Consider the following 21,687-nt stretch of genomic DNA (forward strand, 5'->3'; position numbering starts at 1 on the left):
GTGCTTTATTTGCGAAGATAGAATCCTTTTTTTATCCATCATCTTGTTTTCAGTATTAAAGGTATCTATTGTGGCCACTAAAAGTATGCGAGCTCCTATATCAACCACGAACGCTCTGACCCTAAACCAACTTTTAACCCACCAGAATATTCCAAATCCGGCAGATTTTTACTTTGATCAGAGTTATCTGTATCTCGACAGTAGCCTCGAAACATTAACCCCAACGTTATTTAGTGACAATGATCTTCAGCCTGAAAACAATGACTCGGTAAACAACGGCTGGGAATTGGTGTTATTAAGTTCGACTACAATCAGCCAACTCGTTGATATTTGTCAGTTTGCAGGAATAAAACTGGTCAAGCTGAATCGCATTAACCATCGCTTAGGGGTTTCCAGTTATCGCTTCGCCCTGCAGGCAACTGACATCAATGCTGCCCGCAAGCTGGCCAATCAATATGCATTAGAGCAAAGCTTAGAGCTTGCCCTTATTGAGCAAGCGCCAAGTCTGGCGACCCCAGGATTGTTGGTGATGGATATGGACAGCACCACGATTGAGATTGAATGCATTGATGAAATTGCCAAGCTTGCCGGTGTAGGCGAAGAAGTTGCAGAAGTAACTGAACGTGCAATGCAAGGCGAACTAGATTTTGCAGCCAGTTTGAAACAACGTGTCGCGACTCTTAGTGGTTCAAGCGAATCGATTCTTAGCGAAGTCGCCAGCCAACTTCCGTTAATGCCAGGATTGCGCCCCCTATTGGACTTACTCAAGTCCCATCAATGGCGTATTGCTGTGGCCTCCGGAGGCTTTACCTATTTTACCGACTATTTGCAAAAAGAGCTGGAGCTTGATGCAACTCAGGCAAATGTCCTTGAAATTGTCGATGGTAAGCTTACTGGCCACGTGCTTGGTGATATCACCGATGCACAAGTTAAAGCGGATACATTAGGGCGACTGGCAACCGAGTTTTCGATTCCAACCGCACAGACAGTGGCGATGGGGGATGGCGCCAATGATCTGCAAATGTTAGCGGCGGCGGAACTAGGGGTAGCTTATAAAGCAAAGCCTGTGGTACTTCAACAAGCGGATTGCGCGATAAATTTTTCCGGACTTGATTGCTTAGCGCATTGGTTAAAATAAATAGTTGGAAATAATTATTTATTGTGAATTTAAAATCCATTAAACTCAACCTGATACTGTATATTTATACATATTAGTTTTCATAATAAATTGAGTTAAGCGAGTCTTTCACCAATGGCAAAAAACAAAACGGCATTTGTCTGTAACGATTGTGGCGCAGACTTTCCCCGCTGGCAGGGCCAGTGTTCGGAATGTAAGGCCTGGAATACAATATCCGAAGTCCGTTTAGGCTCGGCGCCAAAACGAACCGATAGTTTATCGGGTTACGCCGGTCAGACGAATGCTCAGGTGCAAGTGCTTAATGCTATCGATTTAAGTGACTTACCCAGATTTAGCTCCGGATTTGCCGAATTTGATCGGGTCCTTGGCGGCGGTATCGTGCCAGGCAGTGCCATTCTTATCGGTGGTGAGCCTGGCGCTGGTAAAAGTACCTTGTTACTGCAGACCATGTGTGCCCTGGCCGAACAAATGAACGCATTGTACATTACCGGTGAAGAATCGCTGCAACAAGTGGCAATGCGCGCCCATCGACTGGAATTAAAAACCGATAAATTAAAAATGCTATCGGAAACCAGTGTTGAGAATATCTGTAATATTGCCGATCGGGAAAAGCCAAAAATTATGGTAATCGACTCGATTCAGGTAATGCATATGGGAGACATTCAATCCGCCCCGGGAAGTGTTTCACAAGTCAGGGAAAGTGCCGCGTATTTAACCCGCTTTGCTAAGCAAAACCATGTTGCGATGATTATCGTCGGTCATGTTACTAAAGATGGGTCTCTGGCCGGTCCCAAGGTTCTTGAACATTGTATTGATTGTTCGATAATGCTCGAAGGCAGCACGGATTCAAGGTTTAGAACATTACGCGGCAGTAAAAACCGTTTCGGTGCAGTAAATGAACTTGGCGTATTTGCCATGACCGGACAAGGCCTTAAAGAAGTCAAAAACCCCAGCGCCATTTTCTTGTCGCGACAGGAAGAACAGACCTCCGGCTCTGTGGTGATGGTCTTGTGGGAAGGGACACGTCCACTATTGGTTGAAGTGCAGGCGCTAGTGGATTACTCCGCATTGGCGAACCCTCGTCGGGTTGCGGTGGGCGCCGATCAAAATCGTCTGTCGATGCTGTTAGCCGTATTGCACCGTCATGGTGGCCTGCAGATGAATGATCAAGATGTGTTCATCAACGTTGTCGGTGGCGTTAAAGTCACCGAAACCAGCGTTGATTTAGCGTTATTGTTGGCGATGGTCTCCAGTTTTCGAGACAAAGATTTACCGAGAGATCTCGTCGCCTTTGGTGAAATCGGTTTATCTGGCGAAATCCGTCCTGTGCCAAGTGGTCAAGAACGAATCAACGAAGCGGCCAAACATGGATTTCGTAAAGCGATTGTGCCCATGGCAAATAAACCCAAAGATACGATCGAAGGAATGGAAATTATCGGCGTAAATACGTTGGCCCAGGCATTGGAAGCGATTTTGTAGTTTTCGGTGCGTACCCCGCAACCATATTTTCGCTTCGCTTTGTTCATTTACCCAGCTGAATAATAAAAACCTTTCGACAGGCATGGTTTTGGTTAGTAGAATAATCAGTTATTTAATTCTATTGATCCTGGCGATATTATGAACAAAGCAGTATCCGGCATACTGATGTTGATGCTCAGCACAACCAGTAATGCAGAACAATCCCAGACCCAAGAGCAAGTCTCAACAGCCACTAAAGTGGAATCCCAGCCATTAACCATCGAACGAATCTACAGCGCGCCTTCCTTAAGCGGTGAAAAATCGAAAAATCTCCAATATTTCCCGGATGGTACCAAGGTATCTTATCTCAAGGCAAAGCAGGAAGATCAAAACCGTTACGACCTGTGGCAATACAATATTGCCGATAACGAACATACCTTACTGGTCGATTCAAACAGCATATTCAGTGGCAAAGAAGAGCTAAGCGACGAAGAGAAGGCGCGTCGTGAACGTCAACGCGTTTACGGCTCAGGCATCATGGAATATGTGATCTCTCCAAATGGTGACAGTATCGTATTCCCGATCAATGGCGATCTTTACTTATACAATCTTGAACAACAAAACGCGATACAACTGACTCAAGATGAAGACTGGGAAACCGACATTAAATTTTCACCAAAAGGAAAATATGTCTCTTATATCAAGCAGCAAAATATTTACCTTATTGACGTTTCTTCTCCCAATAAAAAGCAAATTGCACTGACCAAAGATGGTAAGGGCACGGTCAAAAATGGTATGGCGGAATTTGTCGCGCAGGAAGAAATGGATCGTATGAGTGGCTATTGGTGGTCACCCAATGAAAAACATCTGGCATACATTCAAGTCGACGAAGCAGGTGTTGATATTGCCATCCGCAATGAAATTTATGCGGAAGAAGTCAAGCTCTTTGAACAGCGCTACCCTGCGACTGGTACCAACAATGTCACGGTAAAATTGAAATCGGTACAAATCAGCAATCGTAAAGTGAAAAATTTCCCATTAGGGGACGAACAGGATATTTATTTGCCACGGGTTAAGTGGCTGCCGGATTCCAAAGGTTTGAGTTACCAGTGGCAAAGTCGCGATCAACAAACCTTAAAACTGCGCTTTCATCAGTTGAAATCCCGAGTGGGCACTACGGTCATTACCGAAACGTCCGATCATTGGATTAATTTAAACCAAGACTTGCAGTTTTTAAAGGAAAGCCGGCAGTTTATCTGGGCCTCGGAACAAGATGGATTTAAGCATTTGTATCTTTACAATTACGAAGGAGAGCAAATTGCACAGCTAACCAAAGGTAAATGGGTAGTCGATGAATTAGTTGCGGTTGATGAAAATCAAGGTTGGGTGTATTTTACCGGCCGTGCCGATACACCATTGGAAAAGCATTTATACAAGGTAACCCTTGATGGTAAGTCACCGGAACATGTTACCCGCATCAGTAAGCGTAGTGGTTTCCATAAGATCCGTTTCGCCAAAGACCAACAGACTTATCTGGATAACTATTCCAGCATCAGCACTGCACCGCAATTAAGCTTGCATAAAGCCGATGGCGAGCGCATGACCTATTTATTGGAAAATGCACTGGATGCCAACCATCCGGTAGCTCCTTATCTCGATGCCCTGGTAACCCCAAAATTTGGCACGCTCAAATCCGATGACGGTGAAGTCGATCTGTATTACAAACTGTATACGCCAAAGAACCTCAAGCCTGGTAAGAAATACCCTGTCATTGTCCATGTGTATGGCGGCCCTCATGCACAACGCGTCACCAATCAATGGAGTGGCGCGGATATGATTCAATACATGGTCAGCCAGGGTTACATTGTCTATCAATTAGATAACCGTGGTTCAAATTACCGCGGCACCGCGTTTGAATTCCCGATCTACAAAAAGCTTGGCGATGTTGAGCTTAGCGATCAAATCACAGGCGTAAAACATCTGAGAACATTGCCATTTGTCGATCCTGAACGTATCGGCATTTATGGTCACAGTTATGGTGGGTATATGGCTTTGATGGCGTTATTTAAAGCGCCAGAGTATTTTCAGGCGGGGGTCAGTGGTGCTCCTGTAACCGACTGGTTGCTATACGACACTCATTATACTGAGCGTTATTTGGGGCACCCACAAAGCAATGCCGATGGTTATGAACAAAGTTCAGTGTTTCCGTATGTCGAAGGATTTGCAGGCAAACTGTTTTTATATCATGGTATGGCTGATGATAATGTGTTGTTTACTAACACCACAAAGTTAATTAAAACATTGCAGGATAACAATAAGATGTTTGATTTAATGACCTATCCTGGCTCGAAACACAGCATGCGTGGCAAGCCGGTGAAAACACATTTAAATAACGCCATTATGCGTTTTTTCAACGACAACTTTAAACCTGAACAGTAAGTTATCACTCAAAGTAATCTCAAAAAGCCCACAGTCCTGTGGGCTTTTTTGTTTCTGTTGTCTAAGTCTTACAGTAGAGGCACGGTTGTAACGCCCCCCCTGATAAGCGCTACTTATTCAGATCGGCGACTAAGGTTTTCAACCAACGTTCTTCGTTAATAAACTGCCAGCCCCAGGATTCATATTGTTCACCGATCCCGGCCTGCAATATTTCTTCTTCCGTTTTACCTTCTGCTAGAGCGGTTTCAACCAAATCGATAGAGTAAGTGAGCATTTCGATAAACGACTGCAGACCAATCATGTCAGTTAATTTGCCATGCCCTGGGATGATTTTAATATCCTGCGCATAACTTTTTCGGATCTTTGTAATATTCGCCAAGTACCCTTTGACACTACCACCATGGGTAATGTCGATATATGGGAAACGTCCTTCAAAAAACAAGTCGCCCATATGCAACACTTTGTGTTTGGTGAAGTACACCACGGTATCGCCGTCAGTATGCCCAGAAGGTAGGTGCATTAGCTCAATCACTTCATCATCAAGATAAATTTTAACCCCGTCTTTATAGGTAACAACAGGCAAATTTTCGCCGCTTTTCTTGTTGTCTTCGAGCACCCGTTTGCGCACATTTTCATGGGCAAATATTGGCGCATGCTGAGCGAAATAAGCATTACCACCAGTATGGTCACCATGATAGTGGGTATTTACCACATACCTTAATGGCTGATCTTTAATGTCCTTCATTGCCGCTTCAATTTTTTCCGCCAGTGGCTCGAATTGGTCATCAACCAACAGCAAACCTGCATCGGTTGCCAGAACGCCGATATTGCCGCCCGCGCCTTCTAACATGTAAACGTCACCAGCGACATTGTTGGCCGCAATATTGACATCTGAAAAGTCTTGAGCGGCTTGCGCTGACAGACTCATCATGCTGCTTAGCAGCAATAAAATAGATAAGTTTTTCATAGTATTACCTGATTTGTTTTTAGTATTACCCAGTGAATGTTTGGTACCCTCTGACTATGGGATATTTCCACTGGAAAATCCAGTACCAATACCTTTGGGGCAAATGGATGGATCACAGATTAAAGCAGAGTTGTTGTTTATCCTGATGCTCAGCAAAGCCGACATGCAGTCCAAGCAAACGCACAGCTTTACCTTCGCCCCGATTAAGCGCTTCTTTCAGTAATGTTGGAAATTGCTCAGGGGTGAGTTGCGCACAACTTTGATCGACTGTGGTTTGGGTGAAATCCGCGAATTTCACCTTTATGCCCTGCCGACAAATCAATAGATCATCCGTTCGTTGTAATCTTTGCTCAAACTTTGGCAGTAGCGTATTGAGAACATCGAGGCACGCACTCTCCCCTTCTATGTTTTTGGCCAATGTGGTTTCGATAGCCAACGATTTTCTTACTCTGTCTGGAGAAACGCTCCGGTTATCAATCCCTTGGCAGCGTTCATATAAACTAGCGCCAAATTTGCCAAACCATTGAATCAATTCATCCTTATGGCATTGCCTGACATCAGCACCGGTTTTAAGACCCTTTCGGTGTAATTTTTGTAATGTTTTTGGACCCACTCCGGGAATTTTTTTTAAATCCAGCGTTGCGACAAAATCCATAATTTCTGCAGGTTTAATCACACAGATACCGTCAGGTTTATTTTCATCGGATGCAATCTTGGCAACAAACTTACAAGAGGCTACCCCCGCAGAAGCCGTTAAATTGAGCTCGTTAAAGATGTCCTGGCGAATACGTTGGGCGATCAAAGTCGCACTTCCCTGACAATGAGGACTGTCGCTAACATCTAAATACGCTTCATCAAGAGATAAAGGTTCGATCAAATCCGTGTAGCGATGAAAAATTTCTCGGATCTGTTCAGACACTTCTTTGTATACCGACATGCGTCCAGGCACCATAGTAAGATCGGGACACAACCTTAACGCGTGGGCGACCGGCATGGCGGAGCGAACGCCGAATTTGCGTGCGAGATAATTACAGGTGGCAATCACACCGCGCTCGCTGCTGCCACCAATAGCAATCGGGATATCTCGCAAAGCCGGGTTATCGCGCATCTCTACGGCAGCATAAAAGCAGTCCATATCGATATGAATAATTTTTTTAATAGCAACCTCGCCAATTGCTTTTCATTTAAAGCTAAACACAAGCACTGTATAAATAAACAGTTTAATCACTAATCTTTCGGAATGCAATCACGGAAAATGAAGAATTAATGAAGTTATACGAAGCTTGTCTATACTTAATTTCAACTTGCCGGTGCGCAGTAAAAGCAAGTGATTGAAATTCTCCATAAAGACGTAATTTACGGGAGTCGGCAGTGACAAATAAATCTCAACCCACAGGACTGAATAAAACGGTCTTCATCAGTTCTTCTGCGCTCATAATGCTTCTTCTCGTTTACGCCGTTATCTGGCCTAAATCCGCCGAAAACAACTTCAATAGCCTGCAAGACGTCATCATCAAAGATGCCAGTTGGTTCTATATTCTCAGTGTCGCCATTATCCTGGTCTATGTGATATTCCTTTGCGTCTCCAAATATGGCGACATTCGCTTAGGCCCTGATCACTCCAAGCCCGCCTACTCGATGATGTCGTGGATCTCGATGCTATTTGCCGCTGGCATGGGCATCGGGTTAATGTTTTTCAGCGTTGCTGAACCGATTATGCACTACTCATCGCCGCCAAATGCCGCGCCGGAAACCATAGAAGCGGCCAGAGAAGCGATGCGAACGACGTTCTTCCATTGGGGTTTACATGCTTGGGCTATCTATGCCGTAGTTGCATTAATTCTTGCGTATTTCGCGTTTCGAATGAATCTCCCCTTAACCCTGAGATCCGCACTATATCCCTTTATTGGTAATAAAATTTACGGCTGGCCTGGCCACCTCGTGGATATCTTCGCCGCGGTTGGTACCGTATTTGGTGTCGCCACTTCTCTTGGCCTTGGGGCTTCTCAGGTAAACTCGGGGTTTCACTATTTATTTGGGATTGAAGTAAACAACCTTAATCAAATTATTTTAATGTCGATTATCATCGGCTTTGCGATTATCTCCGTTGTCAGCGGATTAGATAAAGGCATAAAGCGCCTTTCTGAAACCAACATGGGCTTAGCCTTAGGTTTACTGTTGTTGGTATTTATTCTTGGGCCAACCGTGTTTTTGCTCTCGGCTTATGTGCAAAACATTGGTGACTACCTGTCCCATATCGTTCGCTCGACGTTTAATTTATATGCGTATCAAAAAACCGAGTGGATTGGTGGTTGGACCCTGTTTTACTGGGGTTGGTGGTTAGCTTGGGCTCCGTTTGTCGGCTTGTTTATCGCCCGCATATCTCGAGGCAGAACCATACGACAGTTCATTGTTGGCGTATTAATTATTCCCAGCGCTTTTACTATGTTCTGGATGACCATTTTTGGAAACAGCGCCATCGAAATGGTCAGTAGTGGTAAGGCTAATGACTTAGTGCAAATGGTCTCGGAGAACACGTCCGTTGCCTTGTTTGTGTTTTTAGAACACTTTCCGTTTACTGAGATCCTGGCAGGATTAACGGTATTAATGATCGTGATTTTCTTCGTTACCAGTTGCGACTCGGGGGCAATGGTTATTGATATGCTGTGCTCGTATGGCAACAATAACACCCCAGTTTGGCAGCGCATTTATTGGGCTATTTGTGTAGGCTTAGTTGCAGGAATCTTATTGTTGGCCGGTGGTTTGAATTCACTACAGACTATGACCATAGCCAGCGCACTTCCCTTTACCATCGTCCTGATGTTATCCATGGGAGGGCTGATAAAAGCATTACGGGTTGAAACATTTAAGCAAGAAAGCTTTTTGCTGACATCCTTCCCCCATGCTGGGGCGGAAAATAAATCCTGGCGCGAACGGCTCACCAAAATTAACCATTACCCAACCAAAGAAAATATCGACAAGTTTATTGAAAACACTGTGAACCCGGCATTTATTGAGCTGCAAGAAGAATTCAATAATTTAGGGGAAACCTCGACAGTCGAAGAGTCCGATAAAGGATGGCAATTAAGGGTCAGTCTCGATGACTCTCCTGATTTTATTTATGCGGTGTATCGACACAAAAACTTGCAACCAAACTTAAGTGATCAAGATATGGAAGTGGTTAACGACGATCCAGACAATGACGATCATCACTACTATCGAGCCGTCGTGCACCTGACCGAAGGTGGCCAGGATTATGACGTGATGGGCTGGTCTAAGCTCGGCGTGATCAATGATGTTATTGATCAATATTACAAACACCGATACTTTATTTATTTACTCAATTAGGTATTTGCATCGTTAGGCTTTTGTGTTGAGTTTTGTAGTTGCGTCTAATGATTCAATCTCAACTTCAAAACCGCCAATCATCGGCGAGAGGAGATTGTATATAAAACACATGATTGCAGCACTAATGTAGGTAAACACAAAATAAATCAGTGGTAAAATAAGTAGTGCCCAACCACTAAATCCGGGCATTGCATGACTTTGATTTGCGACTTCTGGTGCCATATTTGATAACAGAATCATTGGGATTAAAAAAGGCAGCATCGCGGTAGCCATTAAAATACCGGCCATTAACGCGTTTTGATGGATACTCAATCGAGTAATACGTCGTTTCATTACAATCACTCCTGTAATCTAAACACATTTAGACTCGTATAAGACGCGCACATCGCGCGTACAAGACACAGAGAGTATAGATGCAAAAGTTTGCTTTAATCCGATTAACAAGCCGCTCACACTTCTGAATGTTGCCGGATATGGCTAAACGATGCTGTCATCAACAAACAACCTCCCCTCAACCCCTAGTGCTTACCAATCTCGCCTTTTCGCCGACTCCACAATCCCTTTAAGTTGACACTGAATAAGTTGCGAAATAACCGGGATCCGTTAAAGTAAAGAATTCACACTGATGGTCTTCAACGGGCCTTCATAATTTCGGTAATATTCATGTTGAGCTATTTAAAACTATTATTAAAAAAATCACTTCCTAGTGCACAAATTGCCGATTTCCAATGCCACTTTTCAAACTGCCGGGCAAACGAAAAACAACAGCAGAAATTTCGTAAAGCGATGCAAATTTCCCCTGATCAATCACTGCCGATCAGTTTTGAGTTCATCAGTGCTTTTCCATTTATGTTGCAGGTCATGGCAGATATCCGGTTTGCCTATCCGGCATTAGGGTTAATCCATCTATCCAGCGAGTTCCAGCGTCACTGTCAGCTGGATCGAAGCCAACCTTTTGATCTGCAATTTAACCTTGTTCAGGGTATTGAGCACCCAAAAGGAAAGTTGATAGAAATGCGCATCGAGTTTTATCAACGAGAAAAGCTTTGCCTAACCAACACCAATGTAATGCTAAAACGCATAAAAGGAGCAGACGGTGCACCGAAATCCGAACGTGCACGGCTGCCGTTTCAACAACAATATTTTCTGGCGATTAATCATAAGCTTGCGCGCCGTTACGCGAAAGTCAGCGGCGATTACAATCCAATACATCTTTATGACTTTAGCGCAAAACTGTTTGGGTTTGATCGCGCCATTATTCACGGCATGTACCTTTGTCATCGCTTATTGCTTGATAAAAAAATCACCTCAGAACATTGTAAGATTGGCTTTAAAAAACCTTGCAAGTTGCCGCAAAAAATCGGTGTATGCCAGCACGACAATAAGCTCTTGGCGTTCAGCAACGGTGATCAGCTACATATGGAAATCGAGTTACTTGATTGAAAATCAGTGTCCTAATTGGGTTGATAAATAACCTCTGAATGTCTATAAGCTAATAATAACCCTAAAAATTAAGACTATTATGCTTACACACCAGCGCTGCTCTAACTCATTGCTATCTTTGCTTACCGCCAGTATGGTTGTTTTACTGTTAAGCGGTTGTCAATCTTCTTCAGCGGTTATGGATTATGACACCCAGAAAGATTTTTCAGTGATCAACGAATTTAGCCAGGAGCCGAGTAAACAGGGGATCAAAAATGATGATTTCACTAACCAGCGACTTTCCAATGCTGTTGAAACCCAATTACTCGCCAAAGGCTTCTCGAAAAGCGCCAACCCACAATCGGAGAAACACATAACCGTCAGTCATTTTATTACCACTCGCACCAAGCAAAATAATTCATCAATCAATATTGGTTTGGGTACCGGACGGTCAGGAAGTAGCAGTTCAGTGGGTGTTGGCGTCAATACATCGATTCCGGTATCGGGCCGGGAAACGGTTGAAGTGAGAGTGACGATTGACTTTCATCAACAAGGAAAACTGATATGGCGTGGATATGACACCTTTAATGCCAAAGGTAACGATAGCCCAGAAAAACGCCAGAATAATATTGATAACACGGTTGCCAGTATTCTCGCCTTGTATCCACCAGGCGAATCTTAATCTCGCTACCATCGATTTCTGGGGCCTGGGGCCTGGTGCTTAGATTTAGATTTAGATTTAGATTTTAATGTCCTTTAAACAACAAGGCGGTATTAACTGCCGCTAACACCACCTAAGAGCAAACGATAAACGTATTTAAAGGTTTTTAATATTAATCTGCTCACCCTTGAGCTTTTCCTGACGCTCGCGTTCCAGCCGCTTTTCACAAGGGTTATCACAATTGCAGGCCTTATCAATTCCTATTGTTGATAAACCACCACAGCTGCCAGCCAGGCTTTTTTGCTGAACAATATATCCAACCGCCATAGCAGCCACGATAATAAGAAAAAATGCAAATGTTAATAAAAAGACTGACATAAATCTAACCTGTTACTCAGCAACCAGTTGCTTAAATGAATCGGTTGCCTGCTCTGAAAAACCATTATCGGTTTTTGATATCAAATACACTGCTAAACGATGTTGCTTAGCAAATTTAAAGCCTTTTTCTGGCCCCATAACTTCAATCGCCGTTGCCAGTCCATCTGCGGTCATTGCCGACGGGTGAACAACCGTAACCGATACCAATTTGTGATCTATCGGCCAGCCAGTGGCCGGATCTATGGTGTGCGAATAGCGAACGCCATCGACTTCAAAATAGTTTCGATAGTCGCCTGAAGTCGCGACTGCGTTATCGCCGGGCATTATAACCTTTTGCACAGCCCTTGTCCCGGAAACCGGCTTTTCAACCGCGATTCTCCAGGGTTTGTTATCAATTTTGTAACCTTTAATGCGCATCTCGCCACCGATATCAACGAGGTAGTTTAGATGGCCGCGTTGCTCGAGCAATTCAGCGACTTTATCTACGGCATACCCTTTCGCGATTGCCGATAGATCCACGTACAAGGCATCCTGCCTTTTACGTAGCTCATTCCCTTGCAGGACCAGCTTATTAATGCCAATGTTGGATTTCGCGTCGTCGATTTGTTGCTTAGATGGAATTTTTTCCGGGCGGTTTTCAGGTCCGAAACTCCACAAATTCACAAGCGGTCCTACCGTGACGTCAAGGCTTCCTTGGGTTAATTTAGCCAGGCGAATCGATTCACTTAAAACAACTCGTAACTCATCGGATATATTGTAGGCTTGCTCAGCGCTCCCCTGATTAATCAAGGATAACTCTGAAGACTTATCCCAAGTCGACATTTTCTTATTTAAAGCCACCAGTAATTGATCGACTTCACCGGCGAGATTTTCCTGCTCTATTTGCGGCTTGTTGGCAATCAATTTAACGGTATAAACAATCGGCCCCATGGTATAACCGCTTAATTGCAATTCTTGCAGAGGCTGTGATGTCGAATCACTTTGTTCTTGCGGGGTATGCGAGGAGGATTGCTCGCTGGGTTTTTGATCTGTACAGGCAAATAGCAACGTACACAGCAATGCCACAGCGTAATGAGTAGAGAGAGCGCGCAAATCAGTTCCTTAAAGATAAACGACCTTAATTGCGACTCATTATAAATGAAATTAAAGAGTCTGACATCCGCACGATTGATACAACAAAAAAAAGGTCAGAACTTTGCAGTCTGACCTTTTCGATTCTTTGAAGCCGAGTCACTTATCGGGGGTTAACCACCAAAGTCATCGAGCATGATATTTTCGTCTTCCACACCTAAGTCTTTCAGCATACCAATCACGGCAGCATTCATCATCGGTGGACCACACATATAAAATTCACAGTCTTCTGGCGCGTCATGATCACGTAAATAGTTTTCATAAAGAACATTGTGAATGAATCCGGTATAACCTTCCCAGTTATCTTCCGGTTGCGGATCAGATAATGCCACATGCCAGTCGAAATTTTCATTCTCAGCGGCAAGACCATTAAAGTCGTCTTCATAGAACATTTCACGTGATGAACGTGCACCGTACCAGAAGCTGATCTTACGCTTAGATTGTAAACGTTTTAACTGATCGAAAATGTGTGAACGCATTGGCGCCATACCCGCACCACCGCCAACAAATACCATTTCAGCATCGGTATCTTTGGCAAAGAATTCACCAAATGGACCTGAGATGGTGACTTTATCACCGGCTTTCAGGCTCCAGATATATGAAGACATTTTACCTGCAGGAAGTGATAGGTTATTAGGCGGCGGCGTAGCAATACGCACGTTTAGCATAATAATACCTTCTTCTTCCGGGTAGTTCGCCATTGAATAGGCGCGCAGGGTATCGGTATCAACTTTTGATTCAATATCAAAAAAGCCAAAACGCTCCCAATCGCCACGATATTCTTCGGGGATCTCAAACTCTTTATATTTGATATGGTGGGCTGGTGCTTCAATTTGAATATAACCACCGGCACGGAACGGTACAGATTCGCCGTCTGGAATGCCAAGTTTCAATTCTTTAATGAAGGTTGCTTTGTTATCGTTAGAAATAACTTCACATTCCCATTGTTGAACGCCGAAGATTTCATCTTCCAGTTCAATTTCCATATCTTGCTTAACGTTTACCTGACAAGATAAACGACAGCCTTCTTTTGCTTCACGTTTCGTGATGTGACCCAATTCAGTCGGCAAGATATCACCACCACCGGAATGTACGTGTACAAGACACTGACCACAGGTACCACCGCCACCACAGGCAGATGGAACGAAAATACCCTGGTTCGCTAACACGCCCAGTAGCTTGCCGCCCGCAGCAGTTGTTACCGCTTTGTCCGGATCGCCATTAATTGCAATGGTAACGTCACCGCTGGCAACAAGTTTGGACTTGGCAAATAGAATTACCAATACCAATGCCAGTACGATTGCGGTAAACATCGTTACGCCGAGAATAATTTCCATCGACTTTTCCTTTAAACTTCACTTGAGGCCAACCGATTAGTTGGCCTGCTTAAACCTTATAACGAGATACCACCGAAGGATAGAAAGCCAAAAGCCATCAAACCTGCAGTAATAAACGTAATCCCTAAACCTTTCAAACCATCAGGTACATCAGAGTACTTCATTTTCTCGCGCAGACCCGCAAGCAATACGATAGCTAAAGCCCAGCCAACACCGGAGCCAATACCGTATACAACACTCTCACCTAATGTCAGGTTTTTCGCTACCATGAAAGAAACCGCACCAAAAATTGCACAGTTTACGGTAATAAGTGGCAGGAAAATCCCTAGGGCGTTATAAAGTGGCGGGAAGTACTTATCGAGAATCATCTCTAAGATTTGTACAAGTGCCGCGATAACACCGATAAAGGTGATAAACGAAAGGAAGCTAAGGTCTACTGATTCTTTCGGATCGGTAATACCTAGGACACTATCCAAAGCGCCTGGTGCCAGGATACCTTGATAGATGATTTGGTTAACAGGAACCGCGATACCAAGTACAACGATAACCGCAACACCCAGACCAATCGCAGTGCTGACTTTCTTTGATACCGCCAGGAAAGTACACATCCCAAGGAAGAAACTTAGGGCGAGATTCTCGATGAAAATCGTTTTAATAAAAAGACTTAAATAATGTTCCATGGGTTCCTAGTCCTTCTCTACTTGCGCAGGTTTGAACTGGCGAATTGCCCATATAATCAAACCAATGATGAAGAATGAACTGAATGGCAGTACCAATAAACCATTTGCCTGATACCAGCCACCGTTTTGGATTAGCGGCAGGATTTCATAATTAAGCAAGGTACCAAAACCAAGTAATTCACGTACTGTGGCAACAAGGATAAGGATAAGACCGTAACCTAAACCGTTACCAATACCGTCAAGAAAAGAGACGACAGGTTTTTCTTTCATTGCGAATGCTTCAGCACGCCCCATTACGATACAGTTGGTAATAATCAAGCCAACAAATACCGCTAGCTCTTTTGAGAGCGCATAGGAAAATGCTTTTAACACCTGGTCAACCACGATTACCAAAGACGCAATAATCGCCATTTGTACGATGATACGTACACTTGAAGGTATGTGGTTACGAATGATTGAAATAAACAAGTTCGAAAACGCGGTTACAAAGACAACGGCTGCCGTCATAACTAAAGCATTAACCATTGAACTGGTCACTGCCAGAGCAGAACAAATCCCCAGTACCTGTAACGCAATTGGGTTATTGTCTACGATAGGAGACGTTAAAACCTTCTTGCTTGAATTAGCGTCACTCATTAGTTCAGCCCTCCATTACGGTAATTGGCGATAAATGGACCGTAGCCCTCGTCACCAAACCAGAATACAAACGTTTTTTCAACACCAACACTGGTTAATGTTGCACCGGATAACGCATCAACACCATGGATGTCGCCTTTTTTGGCACCACCTTTGATGATTTTGATGGCAACATCACCTTGCTCATCAAAGAGTTTTTTACCTGGCCATAAGGCTTTCCAGTTCGGGTTCAGAATTTCAGCGCCCAAGCCCGGAGTTTCCTTATGGTCAGAGTAAATGACACTCTTAACCGTGTTTAAATCTTTCTCAAGACCAACATAACCGTGCATCAAATCCCAAAGCCCCGAACCAACAATTGGCAGGACGATAGTTTCAATATTTCCGGCTTCATTTTTAATCAAGTAAACCACTGAATTGTCTGCACGACGATTAATGCCGGCAATATCATTTTCTGGCTTAGAAGACTTTGATAAATCACGTGCATCGCGACGCTCGTCAAAACCTTGCGCATCACCTTCGATGAACTCACCTGAGTCAAGGTTGATTAATTTCGCTTCAACGAATTTGTTATACGTACCAACGATGTCATCGCCAGCCGTCTCTAACAAACCAGAAGCCTCAAGAATTTTGGTCTGCTTATCAAGCAATTTGTTTGCTGTTTGCAAAGGCTTTAGCTGTACCGCTGAAAAGGATACTAATGCCGCACACACCAAACATACAGCAACAACGAAACCAACCGTTTTGCCAAAAGATTCTTTATTACTAGACATTACGTGCAAGTCTCCGTTTCACATTTGCCTGAACCACGAAGTAATCGAACAGTGGTGCAAACAAGTTAGCGAATAAAATCGCCAGCATCATACCTTCAGGGAATGCAGGATTTACCACACGGACAAGAACCACCATGATACCAACCAAAGCACCAAAGAAGTATTTACCTGTGTTGGTAAAAGACATGGTAACCGGGTCAGTGGCCATAAACATCATACCGAACGCAAAACCACCAACAACTAAGTGCCAATACCAAGGCATAGCAAACATCGCATTGGTATCACTACCTATGGTGTTAAATAACCACGCAGTAACCACCATACCTAAAAATACGCTGAGCACGATCCGCCAGGAGGCAATTCCTTTATAGAGAATGTAAGCGCCACCGATAAATATCATCGCCGTCGATACTTCACCAACAGAACCTGGGACAAGTCCCCAGAAGGCATTCCACCAATCTTGGTTCAAGGTGTAAGAAATCTCACCAACCTGTGCCGCAGCGCCTTGGGCTAACGTCGTTGCACCGGTGAAACCGTCTACGGCAACCCAAACAGAATCGCCAGAGATTTCCGCTGGGTATGCGAAGAATAGAAACGCACGACCTGCAAGCGCTGGGTTAAGGAAGTTTTTACCTGTACCACCAAAGATTTCCTTAGCAATTACCACACCAAAGGTAATACCTAAAGCGACTTGCCATAACGGAATCGATGCTGGAAGAATCAGGGCAAAAAGAATTGAGGTTACGAAGAAGCCTTCGTTTACTTCATGCTTACGAACTGCCGCAAAGATCACTTCCCAGAAGCCACCGACAATAAACGTCGTGGCATAAATCGGCAGGAAGAACATTGCGCCGTACAGCATCAGATTAAACCAACCGGCGTCGGCGCCTAAACTACCGCCAAGCGCATGGAATAAGTTTGCTTGCCAGACATCTGGTAGTGCATAGCCTGCAGCTAACGCTTCGTTTGCCTGGAAACCAATGTTATACATACCCCAGAACATTGCCGGGAACACTGCTAGCCAAACCGTGATCATGATACGTTTTAAATCGATACTGTCACGGATATGGGTTTTACCCTTGGTTACATAACCTGGGGTAAAAATACCGGTCGCAACGGCTTCGTATAACGCAAACCATTTCTCGTGTTTACCGCCTTTTTCAAAATGCGGTTCGATGTCTTCAATAAAAGTTTTTAAACCCATGTCTAACCTTCCTTCTCAATCGTGGTTAGGCAATCACGCAATAGAACTCCGTAGTCGGTTTTACCCGGACATACGAAAGTACATAGTGCCAAATCTTCTTCATCCAACTCCAACGCACCCAAAGACTGAGCACCGTCAGTATCACCAGCGCATAAATCGCGAAGTAATAATGTTGGCAGGATATCCAAAGGCATTACACGTTCATAGTTGCCAATTGGCACCATGGCGCGAGCACTACCGTTGGTGGTTGTCGTCATATTGAACACTTTATTGCGGAAGAAGTGACTCATATACGCACGAGTGACGGAGAATTTGTTCGGACCTGGATACATATAACCGATAAATTCTTTCTCACGACCTTCAAGCAATGCACTCACCTGTACGTGATAACGACCTAGGTATGCGTGAACCGCTTTCGCATGGGTACCATTTAATAATGAACCGGATACAACACGAACTTCACCATCGGTTAGCTGACCTGCAGTTAATTCATCGGTATTGGCACCTAACACGGTACGAACCAGACGAGGCTCTTTTACCGCTGGACCGGCAACAGCAACAACACGTTCAGAGTTCAATTTACCTGTGGTGAATAACTGACCGAAAGCAATCACATCCTGGTAGCCAAGTTGCCAAACCACTTTGTCTGCAGAAACCGGGCATAAATGGTGGATATGCGTACCAACCAATCCAGCTGGATGCTTACCAGAGAATTCGTTTACGGCAACGCTGTCGGTAACCGGAATATCAGCACCAGGCGCTTTCGAAACAAATACCTTACCAGCTGTAAGGCGAGCAAGTACCTGTAAACCGTATTTAAAGTCTTCGGCTTGATCTTTAATGATTACCGCAGGATCTGCTGCTAATGGATTGGTATCCATCGCGCTCACGAAGATGGCCACTGGCTCAGATCCCAATGCAGGGATCTTGCTGAATGGACGGGTTCTTAACGCCGTCCACAAACCTGAGTTCACAAGGTTTGTTTCAACATCTTCACGAGATAAAGACGATAATTGATCAACAGAGTAAGCAGTGAAGGTTTCTTCTTCGTCACCTTCCACTGCAATCACAACGGATTGCAAAACACGCTTTTCACCGCGATTAATTTCTTTAACAACACCCGCTGCAGAAGCTGTGAACTTAACGCCAGGGTTCTTTTTGTCTTCAAAAAGTGCCTGACCTTTTTTAACGCGATCACCTACCCGAACATACATGGTAGGGCGCATGCCCACAAACTCTTCACCAAGCGTTGCGACGGTTTCGATGGCTGGACCATCTGAGATTACTTGCTGGGGAGCTCCACTAACAGGAACATCCAGACCCTTTTTTATTGGAATCATAACCACTTGCACTACTTTAATAGGAGTTTAAAACCAGATGCGAAACGCATTCCGGCCCAGTGTTTCCTGAACCAACTACATTGAAAATCAAGCAGTTGATAAACAGGGGATTTAACTAAAATTTTTTCGGCGCGAATTTTAGCACGAAACGGCCTCAAAATACCATTGCCGATGCGCGATTAAATCGTAATTAATTGTCGTTAATTATGATTGTTTCGCCTCAGAACTGCTAACTGGCAAGGATAAACAGGGTAATCATCTAAAAGTTCGTCATACTAAAGAACGATAAACTAAAAACACAAAAAGAGGCAGATATTCATCTACCTCTTGTAAAAATCAAAGCATTAAAATTAATTAAAAATTAACGTTCTAAATGATTAATGGTCACTAAAGGGCTAACATCTTGATCGTAATCAACCTGTTTCATGCCAAATCCAAATAATCGCAAGAATTCACTATGATAACCGTTATAATCGGTCATTTCATCAATAGTGTCTGTGCTCACCTCATCCCAAAGTTTTTGTACACGTTCCTGGACAGAATCTTCTAGCTCTTTGACGTTTTGGCGCAAGCGCCCGGCTTCATCAAGAGTAGGGTTTTGACCATAAAGGTTATCACGGAACAATCCTTGGATTTGTTCAATACAGCCTTCATAGGTGCCGTCGGCTTTCATCACTTTGAATAATGCTGAAATATATAACGGCATAATTGGAATTGCCGAGCTTGCCTGAGTAACCACGGCATTCAACGAAGTGACAAATGCACTTCCATTTAAGTCTTCGTTTGCCGAATTGATCGCCGATGCGGCACGATCTAAGTCTTCTTTGGCACGACCGATTGTCGCTTTACCATAGATTGGCCAGGTAAGTTTTTTGCCGATATAGGTATACGCAACAGTTTTAAAACCAGAAGATAAGACGCCAGCTTCTTTTAAGGCAGACAGCCAAAGTTCCCAATCTTCACCGCCCATCACTTTAATGGTACCGGCAATTTCCTCTTCGTTTGCTGCATCAACTGACACCGAGTCGATAATACGCTTACTGGTGTTTAGGTTTTTGGTGGTAACGTCCTGACCGATTGGCTTTAACGTCGAGGAATAAACTTCACCCGTATCTGGATCAGTACGACGAGGTGATGCTAATGAATACACCACCAAATCAATCTCACCCAATTCCTTTTTGATCAAATCGATGGTTTGTTGTTTGATCTCATGGGAAAAAGCGTCGCCGTTAATGTTTTTCGACCACAGGCCTTGTTGTTCTGCCGCCTGTTGAAATGCCGCGGTGTTATACCAACCAGCAGATGCGGTACGTTTTTCCGTTGGTTCTTTTTCAAAGAATACGCCCAAGGTATTTGCACCACTACCAAATGCAGCAGTAATACGCGATGCGAGTCCGTAACCGGTAGATGCACCGATCACCAAAACATTTTTCGGTTTTTCTGCCGCTTGCGGTTGAGATTTTACATACTCAATCTGTTCATTCACATGGGCAGCACAACCGGTTGGATGCGCGTTAGTACAAATAAATCCACGGATTTTCGGTTGGATAATCATATTAGGGTTAACCTTGTTTTGTTAAATGCATTAATCAAAATTGCTCTTATGATACCTAAGCTTGCGAGGTAATGAGGTCAGAGCAGACAAAAATTTGTCTGCCTGAGCATGAATCTTGGTGATTACTGGCGGTTTTCGTAATACGCCTGTTCGGAGATTTTGTGGTATTGACGAATATCCTGATAAAAGCTTTGGTATGACTCCCAGACTTTTGCCACCATGGGATCCTGCTTCGCCATATCCGCAATGACCGCACTACTAAGTTTCTTCAATTCAGCCATGACAGGCTCCGGAAATGTGCGCACCTGAACATTGTGTTGGTTTACCAAAGTTTTTAACGCATTGGCGTTTCTGGCAGTATATTCGTCCAACATATCCTGATTCACGGCACGAGCTGCTACTGTAACAATTTCCTGTAAATCGGCTGGCAATGCGTTGAACGCTTGCTCATTGATTAAAAATTCCAATGTTGCCTGGGGTTCTTGCCAACCTGAAGAGTAGTAATATTTCGCCGCTTTATAAAAGCCAAACGCGTTGTCATTATAAGGGCCTACCCACTCCGAGGCATCCAGTGCGCCACTTTGCAATGACGAAAATATTTCGCCGCCCGGCATGTTCACCGGTACCCCACCAGCGCGCTTAAACACTTCGCCGCCAATACCACCGATGCGCATTTTTAGCCCGTCGATATCTTCAATGGTCTTGATTTCTTTATTAAACCAGCCAGCAAACTGAACACCTGTATTGCCACCCGCCATAGGAATAATGCCAAACGGCTTGTATAGCTCACGCCACAATTCAATACCACCACCATAGTGCAACCAGGCATTGGTTTCCTGAGCGTTCATACCGAATGGAACCGCGGCAAAAAACGACGCAGCCGGAGCTTTACCTTTCCAATAATATGCCCCACTGTGCCCCATTTGCGCACCACCGGTAGACACTTCATCAAACACCTGAAATCCTGGTACTAATTGCCCGGCACCGAACACCTCAATAGTTAAACGGCCATTGCTCATGTCATTGACATATTTCGCAAATTTTTCCGGTCCCTTTCCCAGTCCGGGAAAATTTTTGGGCCAGGAGGTAACCAGTTTCCACTTGTACGTTTTTTGTGGTGCAACGTCATTAGTTGCTGCCACATCTTTTTCACCACAGGCGCCAAGGGCCAGAGTCAGGCTCGCAATGAATAGCGCCGTTAATGTTTGTTTTTTCATTTTTAT

Annotated in this window: 19 protein-coding genes; 6 read left to right on the forward strand and 13 right to left on the reverse strand. The window is 44.1% G+C overall.

Annotated elements, in window-relative coordinates:
- Positions 1–70 precede the first annotated feature (70 nt).
- The 3 genes from serB (at position 71) to FE810_RS14315 (ending at position 5,035) form a co-directional block, all read left to right on the forward strand.
- On the forward strand, positions 71–1,138 hold the full coding sequence (gene serB, locus FE810_RS14305; RefSeq protein WP_246037065.1) for a phosphoserine phosphatase SerB: 1,068 nt from the start codon (positions 71–73) through the stop codon (positions 1,136–1,138).
- A 114-nt stretch (positions 1,139–1,252) separates the two neighbouring features.
- Positions 1,253–2,617 (forward strand): DNA repair protein RadA, encoded by a 1,365-nt coding sequence (gene radA, locus FE810_RS14310; RefSeq protein ID WP_138320847.1) that lies wholly within the window; start codon positions 1,253–1,255, stop codon positions 2,615–2,617.
- Between the two features lie 171 nt (positions 2,618–2,788).
- Positions 2,789–5,035 carry a S9 family peptidase gene (locus FE810_RS14315; protein WP_370738938.1) on the forward strand — a complete coding sequence of 749 codons (2,247 nt, stop codon included), beginning with the start codon at positions 2,789–2,791 and terminating at the stop codon, positions 5,033–5,035.
- Between the two features lie 109 nt (positions 5,036–5,144).
- Here FE810_RS14315 and FE810_RS14320 read toward each other — a convergent pair whose 3' ends face one another.
- Both FE810_RS14320 and dinB read right to left on the reverse strand, forming a co-directional pair.
- Positions 5,145–6,002, reverse strand: a complete 858-nt coding sequence (locus FE810_RS14320; protein WP_138320851.1) for an MBL fold metallo-hydrolase — start codon at positions 6,000–6,002, stop codon at positions 5,145–5,147.
- Between the two features lie 112 nt (positions 6,003–6,114).
- Positions 6,115–7,161 (reverse strand): DNA polymerase IV, encoded by a 1,047-nt coding sequence (gene dinB / locus FE810_RS14325; protein ID WP_138320853.1) that lies wholly within the window; start codon positions 7,159–7,161, stop codon positions 6,115–6,117.
- Between the two features lie 212 nt (positions 7,162–7,373).
- Here dinB and FE810_RS14330 point away from each other — a divergent pair, with 212 nt between their 5' ends.
- Positions 7,374–9,350, forward strand: a complete 1,977-nt coding sequence (locus tag FE810_RS14330; protein ID WP_138320855.1) for a BCCT family transporter — start codon at positions 7,374–7,376, stop codon at positions 9,348–9,350.
- 12 nt (positions 9,351–9,362) lie between these two features.
- On the opposite strand, the gene FE810_RS14335 is transcribed toward FE810_RS14330, so the two are convergent.
- On the reverse strand, positions 9,363–9,683 hold the full coding sequence (locus FE810_RS14335; RefSeq protein ID WP_138320857.1) for a DUF3566 domain-containing protein: 321 nt from the start codon (positions 9,681–9,683) through the stop codon (positions 9,363–9,365).
- A gap of 330 nt (positions 9,684–10,013) precedes the next feature.
- Between FE810_RS14335 and FE810_RS14340 the strand changes: the two genes are divergently transcribed.
- Together FE810_RS14340 and FE810_RS14345 are read left to right on the forward strand one after the other, a co-directional pair.
- On the forward strand, positions 10,014–10,793 hold the full coding sequence (locus FE810_RS14340; protein WP_138320859.1) for a MaoC/PaaZ C-terminal domain-containing protein: 780 nt from the start codon (positions 10,014–10,016) through the stop codon (positions 10,791–10,793).
- 79 nt (positions 10,794–10,872) lie between these two features.
- Positions 10,873–11,454: a DUF4136 domain-containing protein gene (locus FE810_RS14345; RefSeq protein WP_138320861.1), complete on the forward strand. Its 582-nt coding sequence runs from the start codon at positions 10,873–10,875 to the stop codon at positions 11,452–11,454.
- A 135-nt stretch (positions 11,455–11,589) separates the two neighbouring features.
- Here FE810_RS14345 and nqrM read toward each other — a convergent pair whose 3' ends face one another.
- The 10 genes from nqrM to FE810_RS14395 all read right to left on the reverse strand — a co-directional run bounded on the left by nqrM (position 11,590) and on the right by FE810_RS14395 (position 21,681).
- Positions 11,590–11,811, reverse strand: a complete 222-nt coding sequence (nqrM, locus tag FE810_RS14350) for a (Na+)-NQR maturation NqrM (protein WP_138320863.1) — start codon at positions 11,809–11,811, stop codon at positions 11,590–11,592.
- A 12-nt stretch (positions 11,812–11,823) separates the two neighbouring features.
- The gene (locus tag FE810_RS14355) at positions 11,824–12,903 is read right to left on the reverse strand and encodes an FAD:protein FMN transferase (protein WP_246037066.1); all 1,080 of its coding nucleotides are present in this window, start codon (positions 12,901–12,903) and stop codon (positions 11,824–11,826) included.
- A gap of 152 nt (positions 12,904–13,055) precedes the next feature.
- Positions 13,056–14,279: an NADH:ubiquinone reductase (Na(+)-transporting) subunit F gene (gene nqrF / locus FE810_RS14360; RefSeq protein WP_138320865.1), complete on the reverse strand. Its 1,224-nt coding sequence runs from the start codon at positions 14,277–14,279 to the stop codon at positions 13,056–13,058.
- A gap of 56 nt (positions 14,280–14,335) precedes the next feature.
- On the reverse strand, positions 14,336–14,959 hold the full coding sequence (gene nqrE / locus FE810_RS14365; RefSeq protein ID WP_138320867.1) for an NADH:ubiquinone reductase (Na(+)-transporting) subunit E: 624 nt from the start codon (positions 14,957–14,959) through the stop codon (positions 14,336–14,338).
- A gap of 6 nt (positions 14,960–14,965) precedes the next feature.
- Complete coding sequence (locus FE810_RS14370; protein WP_138320869.1) at positions 14,966–15,595, reverse strand: NADH:ubiquinone reductase (Na(+)-transporting) subunit D; 630 nt, start codon at positions 15,593–15,595, stop codon at positions 14,966–14,968.
- A complete protein-coding gene (locus FE810_RS14375) occupies positions 15,595–16,365 on the reverse strand; it encodes a Na(+)-translocating NADH-quinone reductase subunit C (RefSeq protein ID WP_138320870.1) in 771 nt (256 codons plus the stop codon). Before FE810_RS14375 ends, FE810_RS14370 begins: the two co-directional genes overlap by 1 nt.
- The gene (locus tag FE810_RS14380; protein ID WP_138320872.1) at positions 16,358–17,569 is read right to left on the reverse strand and encodes an NADH:ubiquinone reductase (Na(+)-transporting) subunit B; all 1,212 of its coding nucleotides are present in this window, start codon (positions 17,567–17,569) and stop codon (positions 16,358–16,360) included. The genes FE810_RS14375 and FE810_RS14380 overlap by 8 nt, the downstream gene beginning before the upstream one ends.
- 2 nt (positions 17,570–17,571) lie before the next feature.
- Positions 17,572–18,909 carry a Na(+)-translocating NADH-quinone reductase subunit A gene (locus tag FE810_RS14385; RefSeq protein WP_138320874.1) on the reverse strand — a complete coding sequence of 446 codons (1,338 nt, stop codon included), beginning with the start codon at positions 18,907–18,909 and terminating at the stop codon, positions 17,572–17,574.
- Between the two features lie 361 nt (positions 18,910–19,270).
- On the reverse strand, positions 19,271–20,464 hold the full coding sequence (gene fabV / locus FE810_RS14390; protein ID WP_138320876.1) for an enoyl-ACP reductase FabV: 1,194 nt from the start codon (positions 20,462–20,464) through the stop codon (positions 19,271–19,273).
- Between the two features lie 122 nt (positions 20,465–20,586).
- A complete protein-coding gene (locus FE810_RS14395; RefSeq protein ID WP_138320878.1) occupies positions 20,587–21,681 on the reverse strand; it encodes a TRAP transporter substrate-binding protein in 1,095 nt (364 codons plus the stop codon).
- Between the last annotated feature and the right edge of the window lie 6 nt (positions 21,682–21,687).

Origin of the sequence: Thalassotalea litorea (assembly GCF_005843925.1) — a bacterium.
In the GTDB taxonomy this organism is placed as follows: Bacteria; Pseudomonadota; Gammaproteobacteria; order Enterobacterales; family Alteromonadaceae; genus Thalassotalea_A; species Thalassotalea_A litorea_A.